The sequence below is a fragment of the Pseudomonas sp. UFMG81 genome (assembly GCF_015354575.1).
Lineage (GTDB): Bacteria > Pseudomonadota > Gammaproteobacteria > Pseudomonadales > Pseudomonadaceae > Aquipseudomonas.
The window spans coordinates 22,285-47,836 of sequence record NZ_JACAFQ010000003.1 but is presented as its reverse complement, the minus strand read 5'-3'; the positions used below and the strand labels follow the sequence as shown (position 1 = coordinate 47,836).

General features: G+C 65.2%; 25 protein-coding genes and 1 tRNA gene. 11 read left to right on the top strand and 15 right to left on the bottom strand.

What is annotated here, in order from left to right; translation table 11 throughout:
* The first annotated feature begins 144 nt into the window (after positions 1–144).
* The 3 genes from IX761_RS03290 to IX761_RS03280 all read left to right on the top strand — a co-directional run bounded on the left by IX761_RS03290 (position 145) and on the right by IX761_RS03280 (position 4,408).
* Positions 145–221: transfer RNA gene (locus IX761_RS03290), tRNA-Arg, on the top strand.
* A gap of 234 nt (positions 222–455) precedes the next feature.
* Complete coding sequence (locus IX761_RS27310; protein ID WP_194788211.1) at positions 456–3,494, top strand: autotransporter outer membrane beta-barrel domain-containing protein; 3,039 nt, start codon at positions 456–458, stop codon at positions 3,492–3,494.
* Positions 3,495–3,544: 50 nt separating this feature from the next.
* Positions 3,545–4,408: an alpha/beta hydrolase gene (locus IX761_RS03280; protein WP_228533198.1), complete on the top strand. Its 864-nt coding sequence runs from the start codon at positions 3,545–3,547 to the stop codon at positions 4,406–4,408.
* A gap of 6 nt (positions 4,409–4,414) precedes the next feature.
* On the opposite strand, the gene IX761_RS03275 is transcribed toward IX761_RS03280, so the two are convergent.
* Entirely contained in the window at positions 4,415–4,696 is a 282-nt protein-coding gene (locus IX761_RS03275; RefSeq protein WP_194788210.1) for a hypothetical protein, read from the bottom strand.
* Between the two features lie 38 nt (positions 4,697–4,734).
* Positions 4,735–6,582, bottom strand: a complete 1,848-nt coding sequence (locus IX761_RS03270) for a DUF3857 domain-containing transglutaminase family protein (protein WP_194788209.1) — start codon at positions 6,580–6,582, stop codon at positions 4,735–4,737.
* Positions 6,583–6,815: 233 nt separating this feature from the next.
* Here IX761_RS03270 and IX761_RS03265 point away from each other — a divergent pair, with 233 nt between their 5' ends.
* The 4 genes from IX761_RS03265 to IX761_RS03250 all read left to right on the top strand — a co-directional run bounded on the left by IX761_RS03265 (position 6,816) and on the right by IX761_RS03250 (position 10,422).
* Positions 6,816–8,546 (top strand): dipeptidase, encoded by a 1,731-nt coding sequence (locus IX761_RS03265; RefSeq protein ID WP_194788208.1) that lies wholly within the window; start codon positions 6,816–6,818, stop codon positions 8,544–8,546.
* Between the two features lie 222 nt (positions 8,547–8,768).
* Positions 8,769–9,125, top strand: a complete 357-nt coding sequence (locus IX761_RS03260) for a DUF4190 domain-containing protein (protein ID WP_194788207.1) — start codon at positions 8,769–8,771, stop codon at positions 9,123–9,125.
* Positions 9,126–9,146: 21 nt separating this feature from the next.
* Entirely contained in the window at positions 9,147–9,608 is a 462-nt protein-coding gene (locus IX761_RS03255) for a DUF805 domain-containing protein (RefSeq protein WP_416366756.1), read from the top strand.
* A 376-nt stretch (positions 9,609–9,984) separates the two neighbouring features.
* Positions 9,985–10,422 carry a CBS domain-containing protein gene (locus tag IX761_RS03250; protein WP_194788206.1) on the top strand — a complete coding sequence of 146 codons (438 nt, stop codon included), beginning with the start codon at positions 9,985–9,987 and terminating at the stop codon, positions 10,420–10,422.
* A gap of 3 nt (positions 10,423–10,425) precedes the next feature.
* Here IX761_RS03250 and IX761_RS03245 read toward each other — a convergent pair whose 3' ends face one another.
* The 3 genes from IX761_RS03245 to IX761_RS03235 form a co-directional block, all read right to left on the bottom strand.
* Complete coding sequence (locus IX761_RS03245; RefSeq protein WP_194788205.1) at positions 10,426–11,064, bottom strand: NADH:ubiquinone oxidoreductase subunit N; 639 nt, start codon at positions 11,062–11,064, stop codon at positions 10,426–10,428.
* A 70-nt stretch (positions 11,065–11,134) separates the two neighbouring features.
* Positions 11,135–11,377, bottom strand: a complete 243-nt coding sequence (locus IX761_RS03240) for a DUF2789 domain-containing protein (protein ID WP_194788204.1) — start codon at positions 11,375–11,377, stop codon at positions 11,135–11,137.
* 59 nt (positions 11,378–11,436) lie between these two features.
* Positions 11,437–11,895: a YbaK/EbsC family protein gene (locus IX761_RS03235; protein ID WP_194788203.1), complete on the bottom strand. Its 459-nt coding sequence runs from the start codon at positions 11,893–11,895 to the stop codon at positions 11,437–11,439.
* 96 nt (positions 11,896–11,991) lie between these two features.
* Here IX761_RS03235 and IX761_RS03230 point away from each other — a divergent pair, with 96 nt between their 5' ends.
* Positions 11,992–13,332, top strand: a complete 1,341-nt coding sequence (locus IX761_RS03230; RefSeq protein WP_194788202.1) for an NfeD family protein — start codon at positions 11,992–11,994, stop codon at positions 13,330–13,332.
* Between the two features lie 2 nt (positions 13,333–13,334).
* On the top strand, positions 13,335–14,087 hold the full coding sequence (locus IX761_RS03225; RefSeq protein ID WP_194788201.1) for a slipin family protein: 753 nt from the start codon (positions 13,335–13,337) through the stop codon (positions 14,085–14,087).
* A gap of 59 nt (positions 14,088–14,146) precedes the next feature.
* Here IX761_RS03225 and IX761_RS03220 read toward each other — a convergent pair whose 3' ends face one another.
* From IX761_RS03220 to IX761_RS03210, 3 genes are all read right to left on the bottom strand, one after another.
* Positions 14,147–14,779, bottom strand: a complete 633-nt coding sequence (locus IX761_RS03220) for a LysE family transporter (RefSeq protein ID WP_194788200.1) — start codon at positions 14,777–14,779, stop codon at positions 14,147–14,149.
* A 197-nt stretch (positions 14,780–14,976) separates the two neighbouring features.
* Positions 14,977–15,564, bottom strand: a complete 588-nt coding sequence (locus tag IX761_RS03215) for a mechanosensitive ion channel family protein (protein WP_194788199.1) — start codon at positions 15,562–15,564, stop codon at positions 14,977–14,979.
* Positions 15,564–17,474: an ATP-binding cassette domain-containing protein gene (locus tag IX761_RS03210; protein ID WP_194788198.1), complete on the bottom strand. Its 1,911-nt coding sequence runs from the start codon at positions 17,472–17,474 to the stop codon at positions 15,564–15,566. Before IX761_RS03210 ends, IX761_RS03215 begins: the two co-directional genes overlap by 1 nt.
* 50 nt (positions 17,475–17,524) lie before the next feature.
* On the opposite strand from IX761_RS03210, the gene IX761_RS03205 reads away from it, so the two are divergent.
* On the top strand, positions 17,525–18,004 hold the full coding sequence (locus tag IX761_RS03205; RefSeq protein ID WP_194788197.1) for a TIGR02444 family protein: 480 nt from the start codon (positions 17,525–17,527) through the stop codon (positions 18,002–18,004).
* Here the strand turns inward: IX761_RS03205 and IX761_RS03200 are convergent.
* Positions 17,980–19,056, bottom strand: a complete 1,077-nt coding sequence (locus tag IX761_RS03200) for an AlgP family protein (RefSeq protein ID WP_194788196.1) — start codon at positions 19,054–19,056, stop codon at positions 17,980–17,982. The two genes, IX761_RS03205 and IX761_RS03200, sit on opposite strands and share 25 nt — an antisense overlap.
* 224 nt (positions 19,057–19,280) lie before the next feature.
* On the opposite strand from IX761_RS03200, the gene IX761_RS03195 reads away from it, so the two are divergent.
* Complete coding sequence (locus IX761_RS03195) at positions 19,281–19,940, top strand: FKBP-type peptidyl-prolyl cis-trans isomerase (RefSeq protein ID WP_194788195.1); 660 nt, start codon at positions 19,281–19,283, stop codon at positions 19,938–19,940.
* A gap of 1 nt (position 19,941) precedes the next feature.
* On the opposite strand, the gene rsd is transcribed toward IX761_RS03195, so the two are convergent.
* From rsd to hemC, 6 genes are all read right to left on the bottom strand, one after another.
* Positions 19,942–20,412, bottom strand: a complete 471-nt coding sequence (gene rsd / locus IX761_RS03190) for a sigma D regulator (RefSeq protein WP_194788194.1) — start codon at positions 20,410–20,412, stop codon at positions 19,942–19,944.
* Positions 20,413–20,643: 231 nt separating this feature from the next.
* Positions 20,644–21,150, bottom strand: coding sequence for a disulfide bond formation protein B (locus IX761_RS03185; protein WP_194788193.1), 507 nt, complete (start codon positions 21,148–21,150; stop codon positions 20,644–20,646).
* Between the two features lie 222 nt (positions 21,151–21,372).
* Entirely contained in the window at positions 21,373–22,611 is a 1,239-nt protein-coding gene (locus tag IX761_RS03180; RefSeq protein WP_194788192.1) for a heme biosynthesis HemY N-terminal domain-containing protein, read from the bottom strand.
* On the bottom strand, positions 22,608–23,705 hold the full coding sequence (locus IX761_RS03175) for a uroporphyrinogen-III C-methyltransferase (protein ID WP_194788191.1): 1,098 nt from the start codon (positions 23,703–23,705) through the stop codon (positions 22,608–22,610). Before IX761_RS03175 ends, IX761_RS03180 begins: the two co-directional genes overlap by 4 nt.
* A 44-nt stretch (positions 23,706–23,749) precedes the next feature.
* Entirely contained in the window at positions 23,750–24,517 is a 768-nt protein-coding gene (locus tag IX761_RS03170; RefSeq protein ID WP_194788190.1) for a uroporphyrinogen-III synthase, read from the bottom strand.
* A complete protein-coding gene (gene hemC, locus IX761_RS03165) occupies positions 24,514–25,455 on the bottom strand; it encodes a hydroxymethylbilane synthase (RefSeq protein ID WP_194788189.1) in 942 nt (313 codons plus the stop codon). Before hemC ends, IX761_RS03170 begins: the two co-directional genes overlap by 4 nt.
* Positions 25,456–25,552: the final 97 nt, after the last annotated feature.

Here is a 25,552-nt window from a genome sequence, read left to right as displayed (position 1 = left end):
ACCAGAAGATAACGGGCATAAGCCGGGGCTGAAAAATACCGAAATCGAATATCGTTAGAGCGCAAGACCGGGCACGCAGGGAAAAACAGCCGTAGATCAAGGCGATGGACGCCGCCGATGCAGATGGGTATCATGCGCCCCGATGCACTCGTAGCTCAGCTGGATAGAGTACTGCCCTCCGAAGGCAGGGGTCGTGGGTTCGAATCCCGCCGAGTGCGCCACCCTTCTCGCCCATCCCACGGGCTGCGTTTCACCCTCCTCTTCGTCTTTGCTCAATCGCCCTGTTTACCTGCGGCGAATCAGTAGCGTTTTCCTGAAAATTTGGCATGATGCGCGCCGGCGATATCACATAGCCACCATCCCATCGTGAGCCGCCACTCACTCGCTGTCTGACAGGCCAGGCTGCTTTCGAGCCCAGCGCCAGCAAAACGCCAAAGGCAAGGAATGACGCACACATGAGCAAGGCCCTCTACCGCCTGGTATGGAACACACGTCCTGGTGCAGCCAAGCACGCAGCCTGGCCCCTGGCGCTGTTATCACTGGGCGTTGCCTCCGGCCTGTCGGCCACACCGCTGTACACCGTCACCACGGGCGCCGACTCAGGGCCAGGTTCGCTGCGCGACGCGCTGCAACACATGAGTACGGTGAGCATTGCGCCGTCCGTGTCCAGCATCGCGCTGAACAACGCCAGCCCCATCGACCTGAATGCCACCACGCGCCTCCAGGCCAGCGCCCCTGTGAACATCAGCGGCGCCAGCCTGCGGGGCGACAGCAAGATGCTGACCCTCGACGGCGCCATCGGCGCGACATTGACCGGTATCTACATCGGCGCACGCTCGGGCACCGTCAGCCCTTACAACGGCAGCAACGGCGCCAATGGCATCGATGGCACCTTCGGCATGCCGGGTACCCTCGGCACGGCAGGCGGCAGCGGCAGCAATGGCGGCCTCGGTGCGCTGGTCGGCCAGCCTGATGGCCAGTCCGCCATCACCGGCAACGGTTTCAGCGTGACCAACATGGCCACGGTGTGGGGCGGCCAGGGCATCACCACCGCAGTCTCCGGTGCCGGCGGCAGAGGGGGTAACGCCGGTGCGTCCGGCAGCACCCCGATACCGCTCAGCGGGGGCAATGGCGGCGCGGGCGGTGCCGGCGGCTACGGCGCCAACGGTGGCTCGGGCTTCTTCGCCGACAACATCAGCCTGACCAACTACGCGATGATCATCGGCGGCAACGGCTCCAACGGCGTGCAAGGTGGCGCGGGCGGCGCGGGTGGCAACAGTGGCGTCGGCAGCATCGCCTCTTCCAACGGTGGCAACGGTGGCCGTGGGGGCGATGGTGGCAGCGGCGGCACGGGTGGGCACGGTGTGTTTGGCCAAAACCTGCAGGTGGTCAACCACAGCCTGATCCAAGGTGGCAACGGCGGCACGGGAGGTGCCGGAGGTATCGGCGGCCAAGGCGGCACCGGCAACCTGGGCCCGATCAACGCGGGCACCAAGGGCGCCGATGGCGCCAGCGGCCAGTTCGGCTGGGGCGGCGTGGGCGTCATCGGCCTGGGCAACTCGACCGTCTACAACTACGGCACCATTTCCGGCGGCTACGCCAATGGCGGCAGTGGCGAGCAGCAGGACGCCATCGAACTGCTGTTGGGCAACAACCGCCTGGTGCTCGGCCCGTTCTCGGTCATCAATGGCAAGGTCACCACCGATGGCACCGGTTCGGACGTGCTGATACTGGGCGGCAGCTGGGATGAGCGTGACGGCCCCGACACCTTCGACCTGGGCAACCTGGGCGACGTGGGCAGTGACAAGCAGTACCAGGGCTTCGGCGCCTTCGAGAAAGAGGGCAGCAGCGTTTGGACCCTCACCGGCACCGACAGCTGGGGCAAAGCCTGGAGCGTCAAGGCCGGCACCCTGCAACTGGCCGATGGCGCCAGCCTGCTGGGCTCGGTCAACATCGCTCAGGGCGCCACGCTCAACGCTGGCGCCGCGCGTATTGGCGGCAGCCTGAACAACAGCGGCCTGCTGAGCGTGGGCAGCGCCGGCTCGCCCTATGCCACGCTGACTGTCGGCGACTTCACCCAACAGGCCAGCGGCGTGCTGCGTGTCGGCGCCCTCAGCGCCAGCCAGTACGGCGCCCTCCAGGTGAACGGCAATGCCCAGCTGGACGGCACCCTGGATATCGACGTGAAAGCCGGCAATACCCTGGCCGGCAACAACCGCCTGGGCAATGTGGTCAGCACCACGGGCACGGTCTCCGGTCGCTTCAGCCAGGTCACCGACAACAGCTTGCTGTTCGACTTCACCCCGACCTACACCGGCAACAGCGTCGACCTCAATGTGGTGGGTGGCCACAACAGCGCAGGCGGCTCCTCGCCCGGCCACAACACCGTGCGCGGTAGCGTTCAGGCATTGGGCAACACCCCGGCTGTCGGCGCCGCCGCCGTGCTCGACGGCGTGATCGCCAGCGCCCCTGCCAGTGGGCTGGCCAGCCGCTTCATCCCCCTGAGCACCCAGGCCGAGGTATCCCAGGCCGCCAGCGAAGCCCTGCCATTGATGGCCGGGGGCTCCACCGTGGCCGCCAAGACCGCCCTGACCTCGGTCAACCGCCTCATCGAAGTGCGTGGCGACACCTTGCGCGGCGCCGCCTCGGGTGACCTGGCCCTGACCGAGCAGCACCTGTGGATCAAGCCGTTCGGCTCCTGGGCCGACCTGGAAAGCAGCGGCGGCGCGGACGGCGCGCGCACCAACGTCGGCGGCCTGGCCATTGGTGCCGACGCGGCGTTCAGCGACAGCTGGACCCTGGGCAGCGCCTTCGTCTACGCCAACGCCGACACCCGCACCCGTGGCGGCAGCACGCGCCAGAGCCTGGACACCGATGTCTACCAGCTGGTGGGCTATGGCATCTACCACATCGACGACGTCACCGACCTTCGCCTGCAGGTCGACGGCGGCAAGAACCGCAACGAAGGCACGCGCGACATCGACTTCGCCGGCCTGCGCGCCAAGTCCCGTTACGACAGCTGGACCGCCCACGCCGGTGTGGCCCTGGACCGCACCTACAGCCTGACCCAGGCCACCCGCATCACCCCCTCGGTACGCGCGGACTACACCTGGATCAAGGATGAGGACTACCGCGAAACCGGCGCCCAGGAGCTGAACCTGAATGCCAAGAGCCGCAGCACCGACCAGTTCATCCTGGGCCTGGACGGCAAGCTTGAGCATGACCTGAGCGAACGGTTGAAGGTCAGCGCCCTGCTGGGCGCCGGCTACGACTTCCTCGCCGAACGTGACGCGATCACCACGGCCTTCGCCGGTGCGCCGGGCGCAGCGTTCACCACCGTGTCGGGCGAGCCCCAGCGCTGGCTGGCACGCGGCGCCACCGCCCTGAGCTACCAGGCCAACGAGCAGTTGCAGCTGTCGGCACGCTACGATGTGGAAAAACGCACCCACTTCCTCAACCAGACGGCATCGGTCGAGGCACGCTGGGCATTCTGAGTGCTGCCGGGCGCCTCGCATGGGGTGCCCGGTGCAACGGGCAAGCAAGCATGCGCACACATCCCTTGGTCCATGGCATGGGCATAGCCGCGCTGCTTGCCAGCCTGCTACTGCCCGGCTGCACCACGCTGCCCTCGCCAGAGCAGCGCAGCCAGCACGCCGACGCCCTTGCCCGCGCAGCCGGCCTGGCGCGCGAACAGGTGCGTACCGACAGCTTCGTGCTGACCAGTTTTGCCCGGATCACGCGGCAGGACCTGCCGCTGACGGTGTACATCGAAGGCGATGGGCTGGCCTTCCGTACCCGCTCGCAACCGTCGGACGATCCCACCCCCGTCAATCCACAGGGGCTGGCCCTGGCCGCGGCCGACCCAAGCGCCAATGTGCTGTACCTCGCCCGCCCCTGCCAATTCGCCCGACGCGCCGACAATCCGCACTGCACCGTGGCGTACTGGACGGGGAAGCGTTTTGCCGAGGAGGTGGTGCAGGCCATGGATCAGGCCGTGCAGCACTACGCCCGGCAGTTACCCAAGCAGCCGCTGCACCTGGTCGGCTATTCCGGTGGCGGCGCCATTGCCGCGCTGCTTGCCGCCCGGCGGACGGACGTGGCCAGCCTGCGCACGGTGGCGGGCAATCTCGATGTCGGCGAGTTCAACCGGTTGCACAGGACCACCCCCATGCCCGCCTCGCTCAACCCCATCGACAGCGCCGCCCGGCTGCACGGGCTGCCTCAGGTTCATTACTTCGGGACCGAAGATGATGTCGTACCGGGGGTAATCGCCTTGCGCTTCACCCAGGCCGTGGCCGGTGACTGTGCGCAAGTGCGCGCAGTACCTGGCATGCGTCATGGTGATGACTGGGGGCGACGCTGGCCCGGGCTACTCGCCGAACCCGCCCTTTGCCGCGCGGGGCCATGATGCGCTTCAGCGCCGGAGCAAGTCCTTGAGCGAGCGCTTGCGATGAACGAAGTGCACCAGCAGGAAGGCGATCGCAACGTTGAGCAGCACCACGCCTGCACTTCTGAGCAATGACTCGTCGACGGGCATCCGCCTGTAGTCGTGCAGCAACAGCGCCCAACCTGCGCAAAGCAGCAGGGCCAACAGCGCGCACAGGCCGTACTTGCGGTTGGCCAGGATCGGCGTGATCACCGCCACACAGATGAAGCCCCACAGGCCATTGAGCAGGGCGAATCCATCGAACACCATCGGTACTACTCCTCAACCGAAAGTCGCTGCACGCGACCTCAACTTGCCTGCACGATGATCTGCCCTTGCAGGTCCTTGACCATGGTTTCGATGGTCGGCTTCATGGCCTTGAACTCCTCCGGCGTGCACACCGCTTTCGGGTGCTTGAACCGCAGGCGGCGCTCGATGACCACGGCGTTGCCATCACGGCTGTACTGGGCGCTGTAGTCGAAGCTGGCATCCTGCACGGCAACCGGTTTGGGCGTCGCCAGGATGGTGACTTCGGCCGGGAACTCGAAGCGCGATTGTTCCACCGCTTCATTGGCCAGGCAGATGAACGCTTGGGTGCGTTCGTTCTCGGCGGCGAAACCGTACACCGTCTGCGCAATGCCACCGACCAGGCTGCTGAATGCCTGCACCCCGACCGGGCCCGGCAGGTTGACCAGGTTTTCGCTGCGCCCCTCGACCTTGCTGCGAAACTGCTCGGGCTCCACCGACGGCTGAATCAGCAGCTTGCCGCTGCCCCGTTGCCCATAGGCGTTGAGCACCTGCTCGACCATCCGGTCGAGGTCGGCCGGCTGCATCGACTTGGCGCTGTAGCGGCTGAACTCGCTGGCCCAACCTTCGATGACCGAGGCGCTGGTGAAGTCTGCGGCACCGGTGCCCTGGACCTTGAACAGCATTTCGCCCGACTGCTTGTTGAGCTGGCTGGCCGGGGTTTTACCGAACGCGCCCGAGGCGGTCAGCAGCACCGGCTTGTCCAGGTCTGGCAGGGGCAGGTAACCAGCGGCGATCGAGGGGTCGGTCGAATCCAGGTACAAGTCCAGGCTTGGGATGTAGGTCAGCACGTGGTTGAGCACGCCCAGTGTGGGCACCTTGGGCAGCGTGTAGGCGTTGCCCAGGTTGATCAAGGCGGGCGAGCTTTCGATCCCGGCCGCCTTGAGCAGCGCTTCGAGCAGCGCCACATGGTCCTTGCAATCGCCGTAGCGGTTGTCCAGCACGCTCTGCGCTGAATGGGGCACCACGCCGCCGGGGCCGACATAGACGGCCACATAGCGGATGTTCTCACGCACCCAGTCGTTGAGTTTGTAGGCCTTCTCCCGCGCGCTGGGCAGGTGCTCGGTCAACTGTGCGGCCAAGGCGGCGATGGCGGGCGTTACCTCTACCCCGGCACGGGCCTGATAGGCGGCCGCCAGCGCCGAATAGTCCTTGAACGTCGACACGGCCAGGTACTGGCCATAGTCCAGATAAGACACCGAGCCTGCCTCGGTCCGGGCCCGCTCGGTGGGCACGAAGTCCCAGCGGTAGGCCTTGCGGCCCTTGCCGGCCTTGGGGGCCGAAGCCTTGAAGCCACGGGCGTCGGCGAACAGTGGCATGTCCGCTGGCAGGTCGTAGAGGAGCGTGAATTGCTGCACTGGGTGGAAGTCCGGCGAGGTGATGTCTTCGAACTGCCCGGGGAACAGCGCAGTGGTGCGATGAAGCTTGTAGCGCAGCACCAGTTGGTCGCCGACCGCGACCTCCGGGAAGATCACCACCTTCACCCGCGAGTCCTGGAACATTGGGGCGAAGGATGAAGCCCGCTCCTGCTGCTCCTTGATCTGCGAGGCATCCACCTTGACCGTGCGGCCATCGGGTTTGCGAGTGAATGCTTCGACGACCTCGAGGGTTTCGAACGAGCGGTTGTAGCTCAGGGGTTGCTGCGCCTTGGCCTGGATGGCCCGTTCCTCGTTGATGCGGGTGACCGTTTCTACCTCAAGTTGGAAGCTGCCATCGGCCTGGACGGTATAGGCCTGGATAACCTTCTCGAGGGTAACGGAGTGGTCGGTTCCATCGTCACGCGCTTGGGCGGGGCTGATGCAGGCGAGGGCGAATGCGAGCACCCCGGCCAGGGGTGCAAAGTATTTCATCAACATGAGGATCCTTCTCGGTAACGCGGGGTACCGCTGAAAAACGCTAATGATACGCATTTTTGTATATGGCCTGCAGACCTCCTGTTTCGCCGCTGCATGAAAGCTGTTTCGTTTGTGCTTGAGCGCACATTGCCACCTCTCCCCTTCAGCGCGTCATTGGTGGTAGCGTTGGCCTCTTCCGTTTGCGTAAACGGACCCCCTCAAACCCTTGCAAAGGAATGCGCACGCCCATGCCATTTACCAAGCTCTCCGCCGCGTCGTTGCTGCTGGCCAGCGTGGCCCTGTTCTCGATCCCGGCCCAGGCCAACTTGTCCCAGCAACAGTCCGCCGCCATCATCAAGGCCTACGACGGCAGCGACCCGGCCGACTTCAAGCAGTTCCTCGGCAAGCTGGCCGGCAGTGACCTGGCCAAGGTCGACAAGCTCGATGAAACCCTCAAGCTGTACCTGGCCGGCAAGCCGCTCACTGCCGAGCAGCAGGACGAAATCAACCGCCTGCTGGGCCTGTACACCCGCATCAAGTACGGCAAGGCCGCCACCCAGACCCTGCGCGAGCTGGTGGAGATCCCCACCTACCGCAAAGACGGCGTGGCGCAGCACGAGAACCCCGAGTTCCTCAAGATCGCCGACAAGATCAAGGCCCTGGCCGAGGGCTTCGGCCTGACGTTCCGCAACGTCGACAACCGCGTCTACGAGATCTCCCTCGGCGAGGGCAAGGAAGTCATCGGCATCCATGCCCACGCCGACGTGGTACCGGTCACCCCGGAAAACTGGAAGCTTGCCGACGGCACCAAGCTCGACCCGTTCAAGGTCACCCTGGTGGGCGACCGCATGTACGGCCGTGGCACCGAGGACGACAAGAACGGCATCGTCGTCGCGCTCTATGCGCTGAAAGTGGCCAAGGACGAGAAACTGCCGCTGGCGCGCCAGTTCAAGCTGCTGGTGGACACCACCGAAGAAACCACCGGCGACGCCATCCCCTACTACTTCGAGCGTAACGCCACGCCCGACTACAACCTGGCACTGGATGGCGGCTACCCAGTAGTGATCGCCGAGAAAGGCTACGGCACGGTCATGGCCACCTTCGCCAAGCGCGCCGGCAGCGGCAAAGGCGCCGAAGTGGTCAACCTCACCGGCGGCCTGGCCACCAACCAGATCCCCGGCAGCTCGGTGGCGACCCTGATCGGCGACAAGCCGGCCGACCTGGCCAAGGCCCTGAACAAGGCCGGCGCCGAGTACGTGAAGAAGCACGGTGGCGACTTCAGCATCGATGCCAAGGTCGCGGGCAAGCAGGTATTGCTGACCGTAACCGGCGTATCGGCGCACTCCTCCGAGCCCGAGTCGGGGGTCAACCCGGTGGCACGCATGCTCGACTTCCTCAATGGCCTGGGCAAGCAGGTGCCGCTCAAGCACAACCACATCACCGACGCCGCCCGCTATGCCGCCGACAACTGGGGCCTGGACTACCTGGGCAATAAACTCGGCGTAGGCTTCAAGGATGATTTCATGGGCCCGCTGACCACCTCGCTGACCTTCGTCGGCCTGGACGACAAGGCGCTGAAGCTGGCGGTGAACCTGCGGATCCCCAAAGGCAAGGCGCTGGCCACCCTCAAGTCCGAGATTTCCGGCAAGCTCGACCAATGGGTAGCCAAGAGCAAGACCCAGGTGGCCTTCGACTACAGCATGGACGAGCCGATGTACCGCAACCCGGAGGGCGAGTGGGTCAAGGCGCTGCTGGCCGTGGCCAGCGAGAACCTGGGCATGAAGCACGAGTTCGGCACCTCCGCCGGCGCCACCTCGGTACACGACCTGCCCAACGGCGTGCAGTTCGGCCTGGCCATGCCGGACGTGAAGTACACCGGGCACAACGACAACGAGTTCAAGACCGTGGAGCAGTTCATGCTCGATCTGCAGATCGTCAGCGAGATGGTGGCGCGGATCGGGCAGATGCCCAAGCTCTGAGGCTCGCGGCCTAGGGCCGCCCGGCGGCCCCATCTGACTTAACTAAAGAGCATCAGGCGCCTGCGGGCGCCTTTTTAATTGGGTCGAGGCGACCTTCGGATTTTTTGACGCCACTGTTTCGCCACCTACGAAATGTTTGGTAACCTCTGCGCCGGCCACCCAGACGGGTGACACGGTATGCGAACAGGGATGCGTTCGGCGAACGCCACAAAAGGATTTGCGATGGCAATGGTCTATTGCCGCGGCTGTGCCAGACAGCTGCACGAAACGGCACCTACCTGCCCCCAATGCGGTGCTCCACAGCACGCAACATCCTCCACGAAACCTGCCGGCGGCGAATCGCCGTGGATGGGTATCGTCTCCCTGATGCTTGGCATTCTGTGTTTCATGACCCTGTTCGATGATTCCGCCTGGGAGGATGAAACCCTCCTGGGGCTGGGCCTGTTCGCAAGCACCAGCCTGATCCTCGGCGTCATCAGCATCAACCAGAACAAACCCGGCAACGGCTTGGCGATCGCCGGCGTTGTCATGGCAGGCATCTCGCTGCTGTGCCTGGTCGGCCTGATATCCGCAAGCTAATCCAACTGTGAGGGAAAACAAATGAGCATGGTGTTCTGCCGTGGCTGCGCCAAACAGATCCATCAATCGGCCCTGAGCTGCCCAGGCTGCGGCGCACCCCAGGCTGCCACTGCCACCAACGGTGCCTTCGTGGGTACCGCCGAAGTGAGCAGCGGCACGCCCTACCTCGAAGTCTTGAAGAAGTACGCCGTATTCAAAGGCCGTGCACGCCGCAAGGAATACTGGATGTTCGTGCTGATCAACTTCCTGATCACAATCGCCGTCGGCTTCATCGACAACGCGCTTGGCACTACCCCGTTGCTGGGCCTGGTGTACAACCTGGCGATCCTGATCCCGAGCATCGCCGTGGGCGTGCGTCGCCTGCACGACAACGACCACAGTGGCTGGTGGCTACTGGTGCCGATCGTCAACCTGGTGTTCCTGATCCAGGACGGCACGCCCGGCAACAACCGTTTCGGCCCAAGCCCCAAGGGTCTGGTCTGAGCGCAGCCTGAGCGGGAATGATGAGGCGGCCTTCGGGCTAATGCTGATCAGTTAGTGCGCCATCGCATTGATTGGGGCCGCTCTGCGGCCCTTCGCGGGCAAGCCCGCTCCCACAGGATTGCGCATTTCTCAACATATGCGCCGTACCTGTGGGAGCGGGCTTGTCGGAGCGCCGAACCGCCGCGAAGGGCTGCGAAGCAGCCCCAAATGTGGCTTAACTGACTGGCATTAGCCTTAGGGCCGCCTTTTTTTCATGCACCTGCAACCATGACGTTTTTCAATCGCCTCGATGCCGTTTCCTGCATTGCCGTGCAGAGCGCCGTGCCGGATGCTTTATTTACTCCGACACCGTGCTTTTTCACCCACCGAGGCCCGTATGAAGAACGTCGAACAAATCCTCAAGACCAAATCCCAGCATCAGACCGTGTACACCATCGGCCCTGATGACTCGGTGCTGGATGCCTTGAAAATGCTGGCGGAAAAGAACGTCGGCGCATTGCCGGTGGTGGAGAACGACCAAGTGGTGGGGATCGTCAGCGAACGTGACTATGCCCGTAAGCTGGTGCTCAAGGGGCGCTCTTCGGCAGCGACGCCAGTGCGCGAGATCATGAGCTCACCGGTGGTCACCGTAGAGCCTAAGCAGAACCTCGAGTACTGCATGAACCTGATGACCAACCGCCATCTGCGTCACCTGCCGGTGGTGCACAACGGCGAGTTGCTGGGGTTGCTGTCGATCGGCGACCTGGTGAAGGAAACCATCGCCGAGCAGGCCAACCTGATCCTTCAGTTGGAGCAGTACATCCGCGGCGAATGACCCTCAGTGGTAGGCGCGCTCCAGCTCGTCCAGCTGATGGTCGAAGCTGCGCAGGCGCGCCGACCAGGTGTACACCAGTACTTCCAGGTCACGGTTGAGCACGGCGGTGTTGCCCCCCTCACGCACGGGCGCATCACACAGGTCCAGCTGATAGCGTTCACGGGCCATGGCGGTGGCGACACTGGACAGGTCACGGGCATTGGCCAGCCAATGGTGATGGTGGTCGTGGATTTCCCGGTCGAGTTCGCGGCACTGGCGCTTGAGGGCGTCGAGGCTCTGTTCCAGCGGCGTGCCCTTGAGCTCGCCCATCACCTCTTCGAAAGTGCGCCCGGAATGCCAGTAGCTGCCCCAGAAATAGCGGTCGAACACCGTTTCGACCCGGCGCAGGGCGACCTTGGTGTTCCAGATGGTCAGCAACGTTCGCCCCTGGGCCACTTCGCGTTTGTTCAGGTGCAGCTGCTGCCAGGCGATCCACGCCAGGCCGCACAGCGCCACCGCCGCGGTCACGGCGGCGGCGGCATACAGAAACTGCACGGCCTGGTTCATCTGCTGGGTGTGCCGGATGCCGTAGAAGTAGCCGCCGGTCAGGGTGCCCAGGATCGTCACGGAGCACCAGAAGCCTGGTGCGTAGGGATCTTTCATCGCGCCATCCCCTCTTGTTTTTCCTGAGCATAGCAACGCCCCGTTCACCCATCAGGTGCCGCTCGGCGCTTTATTTTCGGGGCCGGCGCAGGGCCTCGTTGAGTTGATCGAAGGGCACCGCCCAATCAGCGTCCTCTATGATGCTTTGCTTGAGAAAAGCCCGTTGCGATTCGCTCCAGAAGGGCGCATCCACCAGCTTGATCTCGTTTTTCAGTGGCGAATGCGAGGTGATGAACTGGTCGATGCTCTGAGCGTCGTCGGGCAAGCCCAGTTGCTTGAACAGGTCGGCGAATGGATGGGTCGGTGCTTCCATGGTTCCTCCTCGGGCCGGGCGGGCCGTCCACGACGCCGGCCCGGCGTGGGTTGCGAGCATCAGCTCAGTTCGCGCACTTCGGCGTGCGGCACCAGTTTCAGGTATTGCTCCATGCTCATGTGGATCAGGTGATCGTGGTCACCCGCCTCGAAATAGATATCACCCTGGCGGGTAAGCCTGCGGTCGAGCAGCATCGGAATATTGTAGGCATCGCCCAATGCTGGGACGGCACCGCGTTCGCAATCGCCGAACAGGCTCGGCAGGTTGCTCTCGCTGGTCAGTTGCCAGGCGCCGGTCATGCGCACCTCGGTCATGTCCAGGTGCCGGTTGGCCGGTAACACGGCCATGATGTAGTTGCCATGGCGGTCATCCAGCATCACCGATTTCGCGACCCGCTCGGCGGGTACGCTGGCCGTGCGCGCCGACTCGAGGCTGGTGGCCGAATGTGGGTGGGCAATGATGTCGTAGTCGCAGTTGGCCTGGTCCAGGCGCTGCTGAAGGGTCTTGGCCATACGCATGATGCACCTCCGGTTTCGCCCCCACCCACAAGTTTAGGCCGCGCACAGGTGGCCACGGCTAAACTTCAAGGACAAGCCCCAATGAGGTGACGACAGGTGATCGCTCACGGCTGGCGCGTGTTGCTGTTGCTGCTGATGCTCGGCCTGAGCCCAGGCGGCCAGGCAGCGCCCGGTGGCACGGTGTGGCTGCTCAGCGTCGACGACGCCATCGGCCCGGCCAGCGCGGACTACCTGCTACGTGGGCTGGACCAGGCCCAGGCACAAGGTGCACAGCTGGTGGTGATCCGCCTCGACACCCCTGGCGGGCTGGACAGCGCCATGCGCCAGATCATCAAGGCCATCCTGGCCAGCCCCGTGCCGGTGGCCACCTACGTCGCCCCCGGCGGTGCCCGCGCGGCCAGCGCCGGCACCTATATCCTCTATGCCAGCCATGTGGCGGCCATGGCGCCCGGGACCAACCTGGGTGCCGCCACACCGGTGCAGATAGGTTCGCCCGGCACACCCGAGAAGGATGCCGACAAACAACAGGACACCCTCGCCCGCAAGCAGGTCAACGACGCGGCAGCCTATATCCGCGGCCTGGCCGAGCTGCGCGGGCGCAACGCCGACTGGGCAGAGAAAGCGGTACGCGAGGCGGTGAGCCTGCCAGCCAGCGAAGCCTTGCGCCTGAAAGTGATCGACCGGGTCGCCAACGACCTGCCCGAGTTATTGCGCCAGCTCGACGGGCAGAACCTGGTCGCCGCAGGCCAGCCCGTGCAATTGCGCACCGCCGACGCGACCGTGGTCGAGCACTTGCCGGACTGGCGCACGCGCCTGCTGGCGGTGATCACCAACCCCAGCGTGGCGCTGATCCTGATCATGATCGGGGTGTACGGCCTGCTGTTCGAGTTCATGAACCCCGGCACCGCCGCCGGTGGCGTGATTGGCGGTATCTGCCTGCTGTTGGCGCTGTATGCCCTGCAACTGCTGCCGGTGAGCCACGCCGGGGTCGCACTGATCCTGCTGGGGATGGCGTTCATGATCGCCGAGGCGTTCCTGCCCAGCTTTGGCGTGGTCGGTTTCGGCGGCATCGTCGCGTTCATCGTCGGCGCGCTGATCCTGATGGACACCGACGCGCCAGGCTTTGGCATCCCGCTGGCGCTGATCGTCAGCCTGGCGGTGCTTTCGGCTCTGCTGCTGGGCGGTGTGCTGGGCATGGCGGTCAAGGCACGACGCAGGGCCCTGGTCAGTGGTGACGCCGGGCTGGTGGGCAGCCTGGTCACGGTGACCTTCGTGCACGCCGACAACCCGTTTCGTGGCTCGGTACAGGCTCAAGGTGAGCAATGGCAGGCGCAGTGCGCCACGCCGCTGCAGCCCGGCCAGCATGTGCGGGTGACCGCACGCAACGGCGTGATGCTGGAGGTCAGCGCCACCGCGCCATCAGCGCTAGGAGAGTGAAGATGTTCATGCAATTCGGTTTCGGCACCCTGCTCGTGCTGGTGGTGCTCCTGCTACTGTCGGCGCTGCGCATCCTGCGTGAATACGAACGCGGTGTGGTGTTCCAGCTCGGGCGCTTCTGGCAGGTCAAGGGCCCGGGGCTGATCATCCTGATCCCGGGCATCCAGCAGATGGTTCGCGTCGACTTGCGCACCGTGGTGCTGGATGTACCGCCGCAGGATGTGATCACCCGCGACAACGTTTCGGTCAAGGTCAACGCGGTGCTGTACTTTCGCGTGCTCGACCCGCAGAAGGCGATCATCCAGGTCGAGGACTTCCTCGCCGCCACCAGCCAGCTGGCCCAGACCACCCTGCGCGCGGTGCTCGGCAAGCATGAGCTGGACGAGCTGCTGGCCGAGCGCGAACAGCTCAACGGCGATATTCGTGAGGTACTCGACGCGCAGACCGACGCCTGGGGCATCAAGGTGGCCAACGTCGAAATCAAGCATGTCGACCTGAACGAATCGATGATCCGCGCCATCGCCCGCCAGGCCGAAGCCGAGCGCGAGCGGCGGGCCAAGGTGATTCACGCCGAAGGCGAGTTGCAGGCCTCGGAGAAACTGATGCAGGCAGCGCAGATGCTGAGCAAGGAGCCAGGGGCGATGCAGCTGCGCTACATGCAGACCCTGGGCTCGATTGCCGGCGACAAGAGTTCGACCATCGTGTTCCCGCTGCCGGTGGACCTGCTCAAGGGCTTGGTCGACAAACAGCGCTGACGGGGTGTAGGCGCTGGCTTGCCAGCGAAAGAGGCTGCGCAGCAGCCCCCATCATCCAGTCAGATCGGCGCACGACGCAGCGTGGCGAGGAAGGTCGCGGCGCCGATGAACAGCCCGGCGAAGGTACGGTTCAGGCGTTTCTGCTGCTTCGGCGTGCGCAGCAGGCGCAGTACCTTCGACGCCAACCCGGTGTAGCCCGCCATCACCAGCATGTCGACGCTGATCATGGTCACGGTGATTGCCACGTACTGCGCCAGCAGCGGCTCATGCGGGTTGATGAACTGCGGCAGCACCGCCAGCATGAACACCAGCGCCTTGGGGTTGCTGACGTTGACCAGGAAGCCGCGGAACACCAGGCTCAGCGGCTTGCCGATCGGCCGCACGCTGGACTCGTCGCTCATGTCCATGGGCAGCGCGCGCCATTGCTTGTAGGCGAGGTAGACCAGGTAGGCGACGCCGAACCACTTGATGGCCTGGAAGGCGGTGGCCGAGGCGGCGAGAATGGCGCCGACACCGGCGGCGATGATGGCGATCTGCACGATCAGGCCCAGCTGCAGCCCCAGGGCGTTCCAGTAACCGCGCCAGAAACCGTACTGCAGCCCGCTGGACATCGAGGCGATGGCCCCGGCACCCGGCGACAGGCTGATCACCCAGCACGCGGCAAAGAAGGCCAACCACGTTTCCATCGACATCGCACACCTCATCCGAACGTTTGTTGCAAAACGTTAAGCTACGGTGTTGGCGAAAAAATAACCAGAACTATCTGCGCCTTTCTAGCAGGCCCTCATCGCCGGCAAGCCGGCTCCCACAGAGATCGAGCTCGGGATGAAACCTGTGGGAGCCGGCTTGCCGGCGATGAGGCCCTGACAGCCAACGCAAGGCTATGCAGTCAGTCGCCTTCGATGGACTCAGCCTTGGCCGTCACGGGGACTTCCGCCCCGCGCCAGCGCCGCACCGCCTTCTGGAAGAACTGGCTGTTGGGCACCTGCACCAGCGCCCCGCCGGCCTCTGGTGTTTCCATCAAGGTGGTGTACAGCAGGTTGATGGCGATCACCCGGCCCTTCACCCCCGGTTTGTCGGTGGTGTCGACCAGCTCGACCACATCGCCGATGCGAAACGGCCCCACGGTGAAGATCAGCACCGCGCACAGCAGGTTGGACAGCACGCTCCAGATGGCGAAGAACGCCACCGCCGCCACCGCGACGAAGCCTGACAGCGCCGTCCACAACACCGTGGCCGAGACGCCCAGACGCTCCAGTACGAACAGCAATGCACTGCCCATGATCAGCCAGCGCAGGGCGCCGCGCACCGGCATCATCAGCTCGTGGGGCAGCGGGTAGCGGTCACCCAGGCTCCTGAGGCCGCGGGCGATCATGCGTTGCAGCACGAACGCCGCGATCAGGATCAACAGGATCTGCAGCCCCAGCCAGAACGTGTCCATCCATTGCCCCGGCAGCAGCGAACGCAGCTCCTCCATCAGGACAGCGCCTCGAGCTCGGCCTGCATATTTTCCAGCAGTTCCAACGCTTCCATCCAGGCCTCTTCCAGTTCGCCTTCGCGTTGCTTGAGCTTGGTCTGGCGGGCCAGCAGGTCGCGCAGCTCATCCTTGCGCGCCGCTTCGTACACACCGCTGTCACCCAGGACGGCTTCGACGTGCGCCAGGTCCTTGTGCAACTGGTTGAGCTCAGTCTCCAGCTTGTCGGCGGCCTTCTTGTGCGGTGCCAGCTGCTGGCGCAGGGCGGCGGCCGCCTGGCGCTGGGCCTTCTTGTCGGTCTTGTCCGGGTTCACCGGCGCGTTACTGGCTGGCGCGTTGCGCTGGCGGTACTCCACCAGCCAGCGGCTGTAGTCGTCCAGGTCGCCGTCAAAGGTGTCGACCTTGCCGTCGGCCACCAGCAGGAAGTCGTCGGTGGTGCTCTTGAGCAGGTGACGGTCGTGGGAGACAACCACCACGGCACCTGCGAACTCCTGCAAGGCCATGGTCAGGGCCAGGCGCATCTCGAGGTCGAGGTGGTTGGTGGGTTCGTCGAGCAGCAACAGGTTGGGCCGCTCCCAGGCAATCAGCGCCAGGGCCAGGCGCGCCTTTTCACCACCGGAGAAGTTGACCACCGGCTCGTCGACACGGTCGCCGTGGAAGTCGAAGCCACCGAGGAAGTCGCGCAGGGTCTGCTCGCGCTCGGTCGGGGCGATGCGTTGCAGGTGCAGCAGCGGGCTGGCCTTGTCGTCCAGCGAATCGAGCTGGTGCTGGGCGAAGTAGCCGACGGCGAGGTTCTCGCCACGCACCAGGCGCCCGGACAAGGGCTGCAGTTCACCGGCAAGGTTCTTGATCAGCGTCGACTTGCCCGCACCGTTGGGGCCAAGCAAACCGATGCGCGCGCCCGGCACCAGTTGCAGCTTGACCTTCTCGAGGATGGCCTTGTCGCCGTAACCCAGGTGGGCTTCGGAAAGGTCGAGCAACGGGCTTGAGATCTTCTCCGACTCGCGGAAGACGAAGTCGAACGGCGAATCGACATGCGCCGCGGTCAGCTCCTCCATGCGCTCCAGGGCCTTGATCCGGCTCTGCGCCTGGCGGGCCTTGGTGGCCTGGGCCTTGAAGCGGGCGATGTACTTTTCCATGTGCGCGCGCTGCGCCTGCTGCTTCTCGTACGCCTGCTGCTGTTGCGCCAGGCGCTCGGCGCGGGTGCGCTCGAAGGCGCTGTAGCCGCCCTTGTAGAGGTTGAGCTTGCGCTGCTCGACATGCAGCACATGGTCGACCACGGCGTCGAGGAAGTCGCGGTCGTGGGAGATCAGCAGCAGCGTGCCCGGGTAGCCCTTGAGCCAGTCTTCCAGCCAGAGGATGGCGTCGAGGTCGAGGTGGTTGGTGGGTTCGTCGAGCAGCAGCAGGTCGGAGGGGCACATCAGTGCCTGGGCCAGGTTCAGGCGCATCCGCCAGCCACCGGAGAAGTCACCGACGCGGCGGTCCATCTGCTCGTTGCTGAAACCAAGGCCGGCCAGCAGCTTGCGCGCGCGGGCGTCGGCGGTGTAGCCGTCGGCGCTGTCCAGCTCACTGTGCAGGCGCGCCAGTGCGGTGCCGTCGTGCGCCGCTTCGGCCGCCGCCAGCTCGGCCTGGACCTTGCGCAGACGGGCGTCGCCGTCGAGCACATAGTCCACGGCAATGCGGTCGAGCGTGTCGACCTCCTGGCGCATGTGGGCGATGCGCCAGTCGCCGGGCAGCTGGCAGTCGCCGCCGTCGGGCGTCAACTCGCCGCGCAGCAGGGCGAACAGGCTGGATTTGCCGGCGCCGTTGGCACCGATCAGGCCGGCCTTGTGACCGGCGTGCAGGGTCATCTCGGCGCCTTCTAGCAGGCGCTGTGGACCACGCTGTAAAGTGAGGTTCGATAGTCTGATCATGATGGTCGCGGAGTCTACCAGCTTCCCCGATCACTGGCGCGAGCGAAACCATGCACACCGACCTGTGGAATCATGCCCTGGCCCTGTATGCCCGGCCGGGGGTCGAAACGGCCTGCCTCACCCTTCAAGCGCTGGGCGGCGATGTCTGCCTGCTGCTCTGCGGCACCTGGCTGCAGGCCCGCAGGGTGGCCCCCGACGCGCAACGCATTGCGGCGTTGCAGTTGAGTGCCGAGCCCTGGCAGCGAGACGTGGTGAAACCGCTGCGCGCACTTCGCCAACAGTGGCGCGAGCAGGCGCTGGCCGACCCGCAGCTGGCGGTGCTGCGCGAACAAGTGAAGAGGTTGGAACTGCAAGCCGAGCGCACCTTGCTGGAGCGCCTGGAATCGCTTGCGCGCACCTGGCCCGCCGGAGCGGGCGCTGGCGAAGACTGGCTGGCCCGGCTGGTGCCGGACCAGGCCCAAGGCCACGACGCGCTGCATCAGCTGCGCGCCGCGGCCCGACAGCTTCAGGAGGCCGAGGACGGCGCCTGAGCCGGGGTGCTGGCAGGGGCTGCTGCCGGGGTAGCCGGGCTGGCAGCCGGTGCCGGTGCGGCGCTGGAGGCTGGAGCGGCCGGTTTGCTGGCGACAGGTTTTGCAGCGGCGGGCTTGGCGGCCGGTTTGGTCGCTGCTGGTTTGGCGGGTGCCTTGGCGGCGACCGGCTTGGCCGCAGCGGGCTTGGCGGGTGCTTTGGCTGCGGCCGGTTTAGCGGCAGCAGGCTTGGCCGGGGCTTTGGCGGCAACCGGTTTAGCGGCAGCGGGCTTGGCCGGGGCTTTGGCGGCAGCCGATTTAGCGGCAGCGGGCTTGGCCGGGGCTTTGGCGGCAGCCGGTTTAGCGGCAGCAGGCTTGGCCGGGGCTTTGGCGGCAGGTTTGGCTGCAGCGGTTTTGGCCGGAGCTTTAGCGGCAGCAGGCTTGGCGGCGGCCTTGGCAGCTACCGGTTTAGCCGCTGGCTTGGCGGCAGGTTTAGCGGCAGCGGTTTTGGGCGGGGCTTTAGCCGCAACTGGCTTGGCGGCGGCTTTCACGGCAGGCTTGGCCGGGGCCTTGGCAGCCACTGGCTTGGCGGCGGCTGGTTTGGCAGCTGCGGTTTTGGCAGCCGGTTTGGCCGGGGCTTTGGTGGCAGGCTTGGCCGCGACTTTCGGTGCGGTGGTGCGCGAGTCGAGCGCCTTGGCGGCAGCTTCGCGTACCTTGCCGACACCCTGGGCCAGCTTCAGGCTTTCCTGGGCATCGCGCTTGAGCTGCTGGATGTAGGTGCGGGTCTGGGTCTGACGATCCTTGAGCGAATCGAGCAAGTCTTCCAGTTCGCCGGCGGCCTTCTTTGCCTTGCCTTGTGCCTTGGCTTTACCGGCCTTGGCCGCGTCCTGCAACTTCAGGCGAGCGTTGTGCAGTTTTTCCTGGGCCTTGCCACGTTGTTTTTCCAACTTGGCCAACAGTTTCTCGGCATCCGCCATCGCTTGGGAGCAGGCATCTTCCAAATGTTCGAGCAGGCTACCGGAAAGTTGCTGGAGCAGGTGCAAAGGCGTACTGACTGGCTTCTTTTTAGCCGACATGGCTTACCTCCTGGCTGACGAGAGTGCGGCTCATACTATGCTTCTGCTGCTACCGCCGCTAGGGCATGTTGACAGTATCAGTAGCGCCGCGTTGCATGCCTGGGCAAAGTTGTTGTCTTGCAGCAGGAAACAAGTGTAGATGCCGTTTAATGTATTGCGCAGATTTACAAATCATTCGCCAACAAGGCTGGCATACTTCGCGCTTATTGCAGCTGGAGTCGCGCATGCCACGTTACCTGATCCTCGGCCTGTGCCTGGTCGCCCCCTTGGCGCTGGCATCCCCTGAACCCGTTTCCGACAACGACCTGGCCTACAGCATCGGCGCCAGCCTGGGTGAGCGCCTGCGCCAGGAAGTCCCCGGCCTGCAGCTCGACGCGCTGGTCGATGGCCTGCGCCAGGCCTATCAGGGCCAACCGCCACGGATCGCCAAGTCGCAGATGCAAGCCATCCTTGCGCAGCACGACGCGCAAGCCAGCGCCGCCGCTGAACAGGCCCAGGTGGACCAACTGCTGAGCGCCGAAAAACGCTTCATGGCGGGTGAACGGGCCAAGGCCGGTGTGCACGAACTGCCCGAGGGTGTGCTCTACAGCGAGCTGGCCAGCGGCACTGGCGCGCAACCCAAGGCCAGCGGCAGTGTGCAGGTGCGTTATGTGGGGAAGTTGCCGGATGGCACGGTGTTCGACCAGAGCCAGCAACCGCAATGGTTCAAGCTGGATTCGGTGATCGAAGGCTGGCAGGTGGCACTGCCGAGGATGAAGGCCGGGTCGAAATGGCGGCTGGTGATCCCTTCGGCGCAGGCATACGGCGCCGAAGGTGCGGGCGACCTGATCGCGCCCTACACCCCCCTGGTGTTCGAGATCGAACTGCTGGCCGTGGCCGACTGAGTCAGGCCTGCACCGCGTCCTCTTCCTTGTGCGCGTTGTGCAGCACTTCGATCAGGCAGTCTTCCAGTTCGAAGCGCTCATGCAGCAAGCTGCCAAGCTTGCCCAGCTTCTCGGCGAAGCGCTCGGTGTCCTTGCACTCGCCCTTCTCGCAGTGGTCATTGAAGGCCAGCGCGATCTGGGTGCTTTCATCGATGCGAGGATTGATCTGCGTGGCCAGTTCCAAGCCACGGGTGTCGCCAAAGGCCTTGGCTTCGCTGACCAGCTGCTCGCTGACTTCGAAGTGCCAGGCCGACACATAGTCGACCAACACCGCACAGAAATCCCGGTTCTGCTCCTTGTCGGCAAAGGCCGGCTTGGCATCGCGCAGAGCGCGGAAGGCTTGCACCAGCTCCTGGCGCTCCTCCAGCCAACGATCGATCAGCTTATGAACACCGCCCCAGCGTTCCTGGGCGTTCTGGCAACTATCGAGCATGGCGATCTCTTCCCTTCTGGGTAGATGCCGCTGCACCTCGCGCCACAAGCCCGTGGCACAAAGGTGACATCAGCAGGACGGCATCGAACAGTTGTATGTTGAGTATGTGTGCTGGGAGATTATTCCCGTGCGCCGTGCCCTTCAAGGTACGCAGCGCACAAAGTTCATACAAGTGTTTAATCCCTTTCCTACTCACCACTGGTCGAACAAACCGTTGCGCATTGTCTTGGGTCAATCCCACGCCCGCTGGCGCAAGCGATTGGCCGTCAGCCACGACAATGGCAACGCGGCGAGCAGCAGGAAGGCCAGCAGACTCCACTCAGGCAGCGTGAGGTCAAGGAAGCTCCAACTGATGGACACGCAGTCCGGGGTCCCCATCAGCAACGCCCTGGCGAGCTCACCCAGCGGTTGATCAATGAGCTGAGCCAGCGGTAGGTGACATCCCTCGAGCAGTTGTGGGTCTGCCTGCAACCAGACATGCCGCCCGGCCAGCAGCGCGCCCCCAACAGCGCACCCCAGCGCCAGCCAGCCATAACTGCGTTGGCCGCGGGTGCCGGGCCGGTGAATGAGCGCTGCCAGGCAGACCAGTGCATACAGCCCCAGCATCAGGCGCTGACTGAAGCACAAGGCGCAGGGCACCAGGCCGACTACCGACTCCAGGCGCAACGATGCGACCAGCACCGTGATCGAGACCAGCAAGGCCGGGAGAAAAAAGCTGCGCAAGCAGGCCAACGACATGGGCGATGGAAGTCCGCGAAGGAAAATGGGCTTGAAACGGTAGAGGAAACACGCGCGTTGTATCAAGGCGATACAGCGGGGAGACGTCGCTGTTTGGCAGTGAATCATTGCTGAAGCGAGTAGGAGTAATCCGATGAAGCCCGCCGAAAAATCGGCTTTCCGCAAAAACTGCTGAGGAGCCCCCTCAAGCTCGCGCCTCCGGCGAGCCTGAGGGGGTAAGCATCAGGCCCGCACCGCCTCTGGCAACGGCAAAGCTAGCAGACGCTCATCCAGCAACCCCAGGCCTTCCTGGAACAACTGATTGCTGCGCTCGGTCTCACCCAGCCCGGCCAGCAGGCGCGCAAGCTCCGCGCAGGCTTCCGGGTTGCGTTGCAGGTTCAGGCTGCTCTCCAGGTAGTCACGGGCCTTGCCCCACAGGCGATTCTGCAGGCTCAAGCGGCCGAGCGTGAGCAGCAGGCTCGGGTCTTGCGGGTGGTCCTTCAACCAGCCTTCGGCGGTTTGCAGCTGGCGCACCGGATCGTCGCCGCGTACCAGGCCATACAACCGTGCCAGGTGGCTTTCGTATTCGCGCTTGAGGGCGGCGCGCAGCACCTGTTCAGCCTCGCCCTGGGCACCCACCTGGCGCAACTGTTCGGCATAGGCCAACACTAGCCGCGGTTCCTGACGCTGGGCCGCGGTGAGCTGCTGCCAGGCACGTTCGAGCGCCTGGCGTGCGGTCTGCTGGTCTTCTCCACGGGTTGCCGCCAGGCCCAGGTTCTGGCCCCAGGCACGCTGTTCAAGTTCGGCCAGCTCGGAGGCTGGCAGCACCTTGTGCTTGCGCAGGTCAGGCAGCAACCGGATCAGTGCCGGCCAGTCACCACGCTCGAGGTGCAGGCGCTGCAACAGGCGCAGTACCTGAGCGTTGTGCGGATGACGCGCCTGCATGGCTTGCAGTGCGTCGAGGGCACCGTCGCTCTCACCGCGGTCCATCTGCAATTGGGCATGGGTGAGGGCGATGGCCAGTTCAGCCTGTGGTTGGCGCTCCAGTGCCCGCTCGAGCAAGTTGTCACGCTCTTCCACACGGCCCTGCTCGTTGGCGGCACGGGCGGCACCCAGGTAGTACAGCAAGGGCTGACGCTCGGCCTCGGCGGCGCGCTGCAAGTGCCGCTGGGCACTGCTCCAGCGGCCTTCGGCCAGGTCCAGTTGCCCCTGTTCGACCGCAATGCGGGTACGCCGGCTGCGGTTGCGCCGCGACCAAGGGTTGACCACCCCGGTGGAGGTGAGCACCAGCCCGACCAGATAGCGCAGCACCAGCAGCAACAGCACGATGCCGACCAACGCCCCCAGTGCCGCCCACAGCCCTGACTGGTAGCGGAAGCCGCCATAGGCGATCAGCACATAGCCGCTGTGCTTGGCGATGGCGATGCCCAGCGCTGCGGCAACCACGATCGCCAGCACCGCCAGCAGGTAGGTGCGCTTCATGGTTTGGCCCCCTCGGCTTCGGCCGGCAGGTGGCGACGCTGGATATAAGCCTGCACCGCAGCCAGGCTTTCGGAGAGGTCGGGGGTGACCACCGACACGGGCTGCTCGGCCAGCTGGTTGAGGCTGTCGAGCATCGCCTTGCTTTGCGCGTTGTCTGGGTTGAAGTTGGCCAGCAGGACGCTGCGGGCATCGTCCAGCGCCTGGGCGTAGACCTTGGCCTCTCCGTTGAGCGCGGCCCACTGGGCCTGCTCGATGGTCAGGCTCAGGGCCAGGCGCAGCTGGTTGAGCGACTGCCCGGAGAGCAGCGGGCGCACATTGTCGTCGGCGTCGAACTCGATCTGGAAGTACTTGGATATCTCGGCCCACCACTGCGACCAGCGGCTGGCGCCGTCGCCATCGGCGGTGAGCGCGCCCATGGCGTCGGCCTTGCTGTCGAACTCCGGCGACTGGGCGCTGAGCTGCTGGACCTGCTCGCGCTGGGCGGCGAGCTTGAGGAACAGCCCGGTGCGATCCGGCTGCTGGGTGCTGTCCAGGGTGGCCAGGCTGCGTGCCAGTTGCTCGCGGGCGGCGAAGGCGCCTGGGTCGCTCTGCTCACGGAGGATTTCGTCGGCACCTTGCACCAGGGCCTTGGCGCTGGTGATGTCCTGCAACGCCGACAGGCGCAGGGTGGCCAGGCGCAGCAAATGCTCGGCCTCGGCCAGGCGCCACTCCTTGCGACTTTCACCCAGTGCGGTTTCCAGGCGCTGGTTCAAGCGCTGCTGGTCGCCCTGCAGTTGCGCCACCAGGCGGCGACGGTCTTCCAGCTCGCTGGCGGCGGGCAGGCTGGCCAATTGTGCGGTGAGCTGCTGCTCACGTTGTTGCAGGGCGTCGGCGCGCTGGTTGAGGGCTTGCAGGTGCTCGCCCTGCCCCTGCTCGCTGCCTTGCAGTTGACGAACCTGCCAGGCGCCCCAGCCACCGATGGCAACGCCCGCGGCGCCCAGCAGCAGGGCCAGCAACGCTACGCCATTGCCAGAGCGTCGGGCGGGTGTGGACGAGGTTTGCGACGCTTCTGGCGCCGAGGTCTGTTCAGCGTTGGGCAAGACTGTTTCGCTCACGTATCCATCCTTTGCATGGTGGCGCATCGCTCAAGCTTAGCGCCTCAAGGGGCAGGTGCAGCGGTGTGCTGCACGGCTGCCAGCAATGCCGCGGCGCTGGCGCCACGGCAATCCACAATTCTTCGAGCACCCAGCGCACGGGCCTGTTCGGCCACGCGGGGGCTGGGTACGAACAACGGCAGGCCCGCCAGCCTCGGCCAATCCGCCCCGGCCAGCCGATGCAGGTGTTCAAGCCCCTGCCCACTGCTGACCACCAGGCCGTTGAGGCGTTCCCCATCGACGCAGTGCGCCAAGGTACCCAGCGGGTACTCCGGCAGGCAGCGGCGATACAGTTCCAGATAATCGACACTAGCACCTTGCTCTGCAAGACGCTCGGCCAGCAGTTCGCGACCTCCCACACCACGGACGATCAGGACGCGCGGCGTAGGAAGAGCGATAGCTTTGCGTAGGGCAGGCAGGCCGAGCAAGGCCTCACTGTCATCGCCAGCTGTAGGGTATGTCACCAACAGCCCGCGATCCTGAAGGACCCGCGCGGTCGCCTCGCCTACCGTGAACCAGCCGGTGCCCGGCGGCTCGATACCCGCCTGCTCGAGCCGTTCCAGCAGCAGTCGTGCAGCCGGTTTGCTGACCACGATGATCGCCCTGGCCTGGCCGATGTCGCGCAGGCACTGTTGCTGCGCGGGGCTCGGCGCGAGCGCTTCGATGGCCAGCAACGGCAGGCTGGCGCTGGCGATGCCCGCCTCGGCCAGCGACAGCGCCAGTGCCGCACAGTCCTCTTCGGGCCGGGTCAGCAGCAGGCGCCAAGGGCTCACGGGTGGCCGGCCTCGCCGTAGACTTCCTTGAGAATCGCCTCGGCGCCCTGGCCGAGCAGGTCTTCGGCGACCTGCACCCCCAGCGCCTCGGCACTGGCACGCGGGGCGCGCGCATCGGCCACCAGCAGGGTGCCGCCGGAAGGCTGGCCGACCAGGCCGCGCAGCCACAGCTGCTCGCCTTCAAGCACCGCGTAGCAGGCGATCGGCACCTGGCAGCCACCATTCAGGCGCTTGTTCAAGGCGCGCTCGGCGACCACCCGGTCGGCGGTATCGGCATGGTGCAGGGGGGCCAGCAAGGCGTGGATTTCATGATCGGCGCTGCGGCACTCGATGCCCACCGCACCCTGGCCGCCCGCCGGTAGGCTGTCGTCGACGCTGATGGTATCGGTGATGCGGTCCTCGAAGCCCAGGCGGATCAGGCCGGCGGCAGCGAGGATGATGGCGTCGTATTCGCCGGCATCGAGCTTGGCCAGGCGCGTGTTGACGTTGCCGCGCAGGAAGCGGATTTGCAGGTCGGGGCGACGCGCCAGCAACTGGGCCTGGCGGCGCAGGCTGGAGGTGCCGACGATGCTGCCGGCCGGCAACGCCTCGAGGCTTTTGAAGGTGTTGGAGACAAAGGCGTCGCGCGGGTCTTCGCGCTCGCAGATGCAGTACAGGCCCAGGCCCTCGGGGAAGTCCATGGGCACGTCCTTCATCGAATGCACGGCGATGTCGGCTTCGTTGTCGAGCAGTGCGGTTTCCAGCTCCTTGACGAACAGGCCCTTGCCGCCGATTTTCGCCAAGGGTGCGTCGAGCAGCTTGTCGCCACGGCTGACCATTGGCACCAGGGTGACCAGCAGGCCTGGGTGAGCCTGCTCCAGGCGGGCTTTTACATACTCGGCCTGCCACAGGGCCAAGGCACTTTTACGGGTGGCAATGCGGATTTCGCGAGTGGACATGGAACGCCCCGAACCAGAGAAATGCTGCCGATCATAACAGCTCCTCCCATGGTTCCCGCAGATTCAGATCAGGATTGCGTAGCGCCCCTACGCGGGT

Bases quoted from the DNA above. Each gene is read 5' to 3' on its own strand.
- IX761_RS27310 (WP_194788211.1), top strand. From the start codon at position 456: ATGAGCAAGGCCCTCTACCGCCTGGTATGGAACACACGTCCTGGTGCA.
- IX761_RS03280 (WP_228533198.1), top strand. From the start codon at position 3,545: ATGCGCACACATCCCTTGGTCCATGGCATGGGCATAGCCGCGCTGCTT.
- IX761_RS03275 (WP_194788210.1), bottom strand. From the start codon at position 4,696: ATGGTGTTCGATGGATTCGCCCTGCTCAATGGCCTGTGGGGCTTCATC.
- IX761_RS03270 (WP_194788209.1), bottom strand. From the start codon at position 6,582: ATGAAATACTTTGCACCCCTGGCCGGGGTGCTCGCATTCGCCCTCGCC.
- IX761_RS03265 (WP_194788208.1), top strand. From the start codon at position 6,816: ATGCCATTTACCAAGCTCTCCGCCGCGTCGTTGCTGCTGGCCAGCGTG.
- IX761_RS03260 (WP_194788207.1), top strand. From the start codon at position 8,769: ATGGCAATGGTCTATTGCCGCGGCTGTGCCAGACAGCTGCACGAAACG.
- IX761_RS03255 (WP_416366756.1), top strand. From the start codon at position 9,147: ATGAGCATGGTGTTCTGCCGTGGCTGCGCCAAACAGATCCATCAATCG.
- IX761_RS03250 (WP_194788206.1), top strand. From the start codon at position 9,985: ATGAAGAACGTCGAACAAATCCTCAAGACCAAATCCCAGCATCAGACC.
- IX761_RS03245 (WP_194788205.1), bottom strand. From the start codon at position 11,064: ATGAAAGATCCCTACGCACCAGGCTTCTGGTGCTCCGTGACGATCCTG.
- IX761_RS03240 (WP_194788204.1), bottom strand. From the start codon at position 11,377: ATGGAAGCACCGACCCATCCATTCGCCGACCTGTTCAAGCAACTGGGC.
- IX761_RS03235 (WP_194788203.1), bottom strand. From the start codon at position 11,895: ATGCGTATGGCCAAGACCCTTCAGCAGCGCCTGGACCAGGCCAACTGC.
- IX761_RS03225 (WP_194788201.1), top strand. From the start codon at position 13,335: ATGTTCATGCAATTCGGTTTCGGCACCCTGCTCGTGCTGGTGGTGCTC.
- IX761_RS03220 (WP_194788200.1), bottom strand. From the start codon at position 14,779: ATGTCGATGGAAACGTGGTTGGCCTTCTTTGCCGCGTGCTGGGTGATC.
- IX761_RS03215 (WP_194788199.1), bottom strand. From the start codon at position 15,564: ATGGAGGAGCTGCGTTCGCTGCTGCCGGGGCAATGGATGGACACGTTC.
- IX761_RS03210 (WP_194788198.1), bottom strand. From the start codon at position 17,474: ATGATCAGACTATCGAACCTCACTTTACAGCGTGGTCCACAGCGCCTG.
- IX761_RS03205 (WP_194788197.1), top strand. From the start codon at position 17,525: ATGCACACCGACCTGTGGAATCATGCCCTGGCCCTGTATGCCCGGCCG.
- IX761_RS03200 (WP_194788196.1), bottom strand. From the start codon at position 19,056: ATGTCGGCTAAAAAGAAGCCAGTCAGTACGCCTTTGCACCTGCTCCAG.
- IX761_RS03195 (WP_194788195.1), top strand. From the start codon at position 19,281: ATGCCACGTTACCTGATCCTCGGCCTGTGCCTGGTCGCCCCCTTGGCG.
- rsd (WP_194788194.1), bottom strand. From the start codon at position 20,412: ATGCTCGATAGTTGCCAGAACGCCCAGGAACGCTGGGGCGGTGTTCAT.
- IX761_RS03185 (WP_194788193.1), bottom strand. From the start codon at position 21,150: ATGTCGTTGGCCTGCTTGCGCAGCTTTTTTCTCCCGGCCTTGCTGGTC.
- IX761_RS03180 (WP_194788192.1), bottom strand. From the start codon at position 22,611: ATGAAGCGCACCTACCTGCTGGCGGTGCTGGCGATCGTGGTTGCCGCA.
- hemC (WP_194788189.1), bottom strand. From the start codon at position 25,455: ATGTCCACTCGCGAAATCCGCATTGCCACCCGTAAAAGTGCCTTGGCC.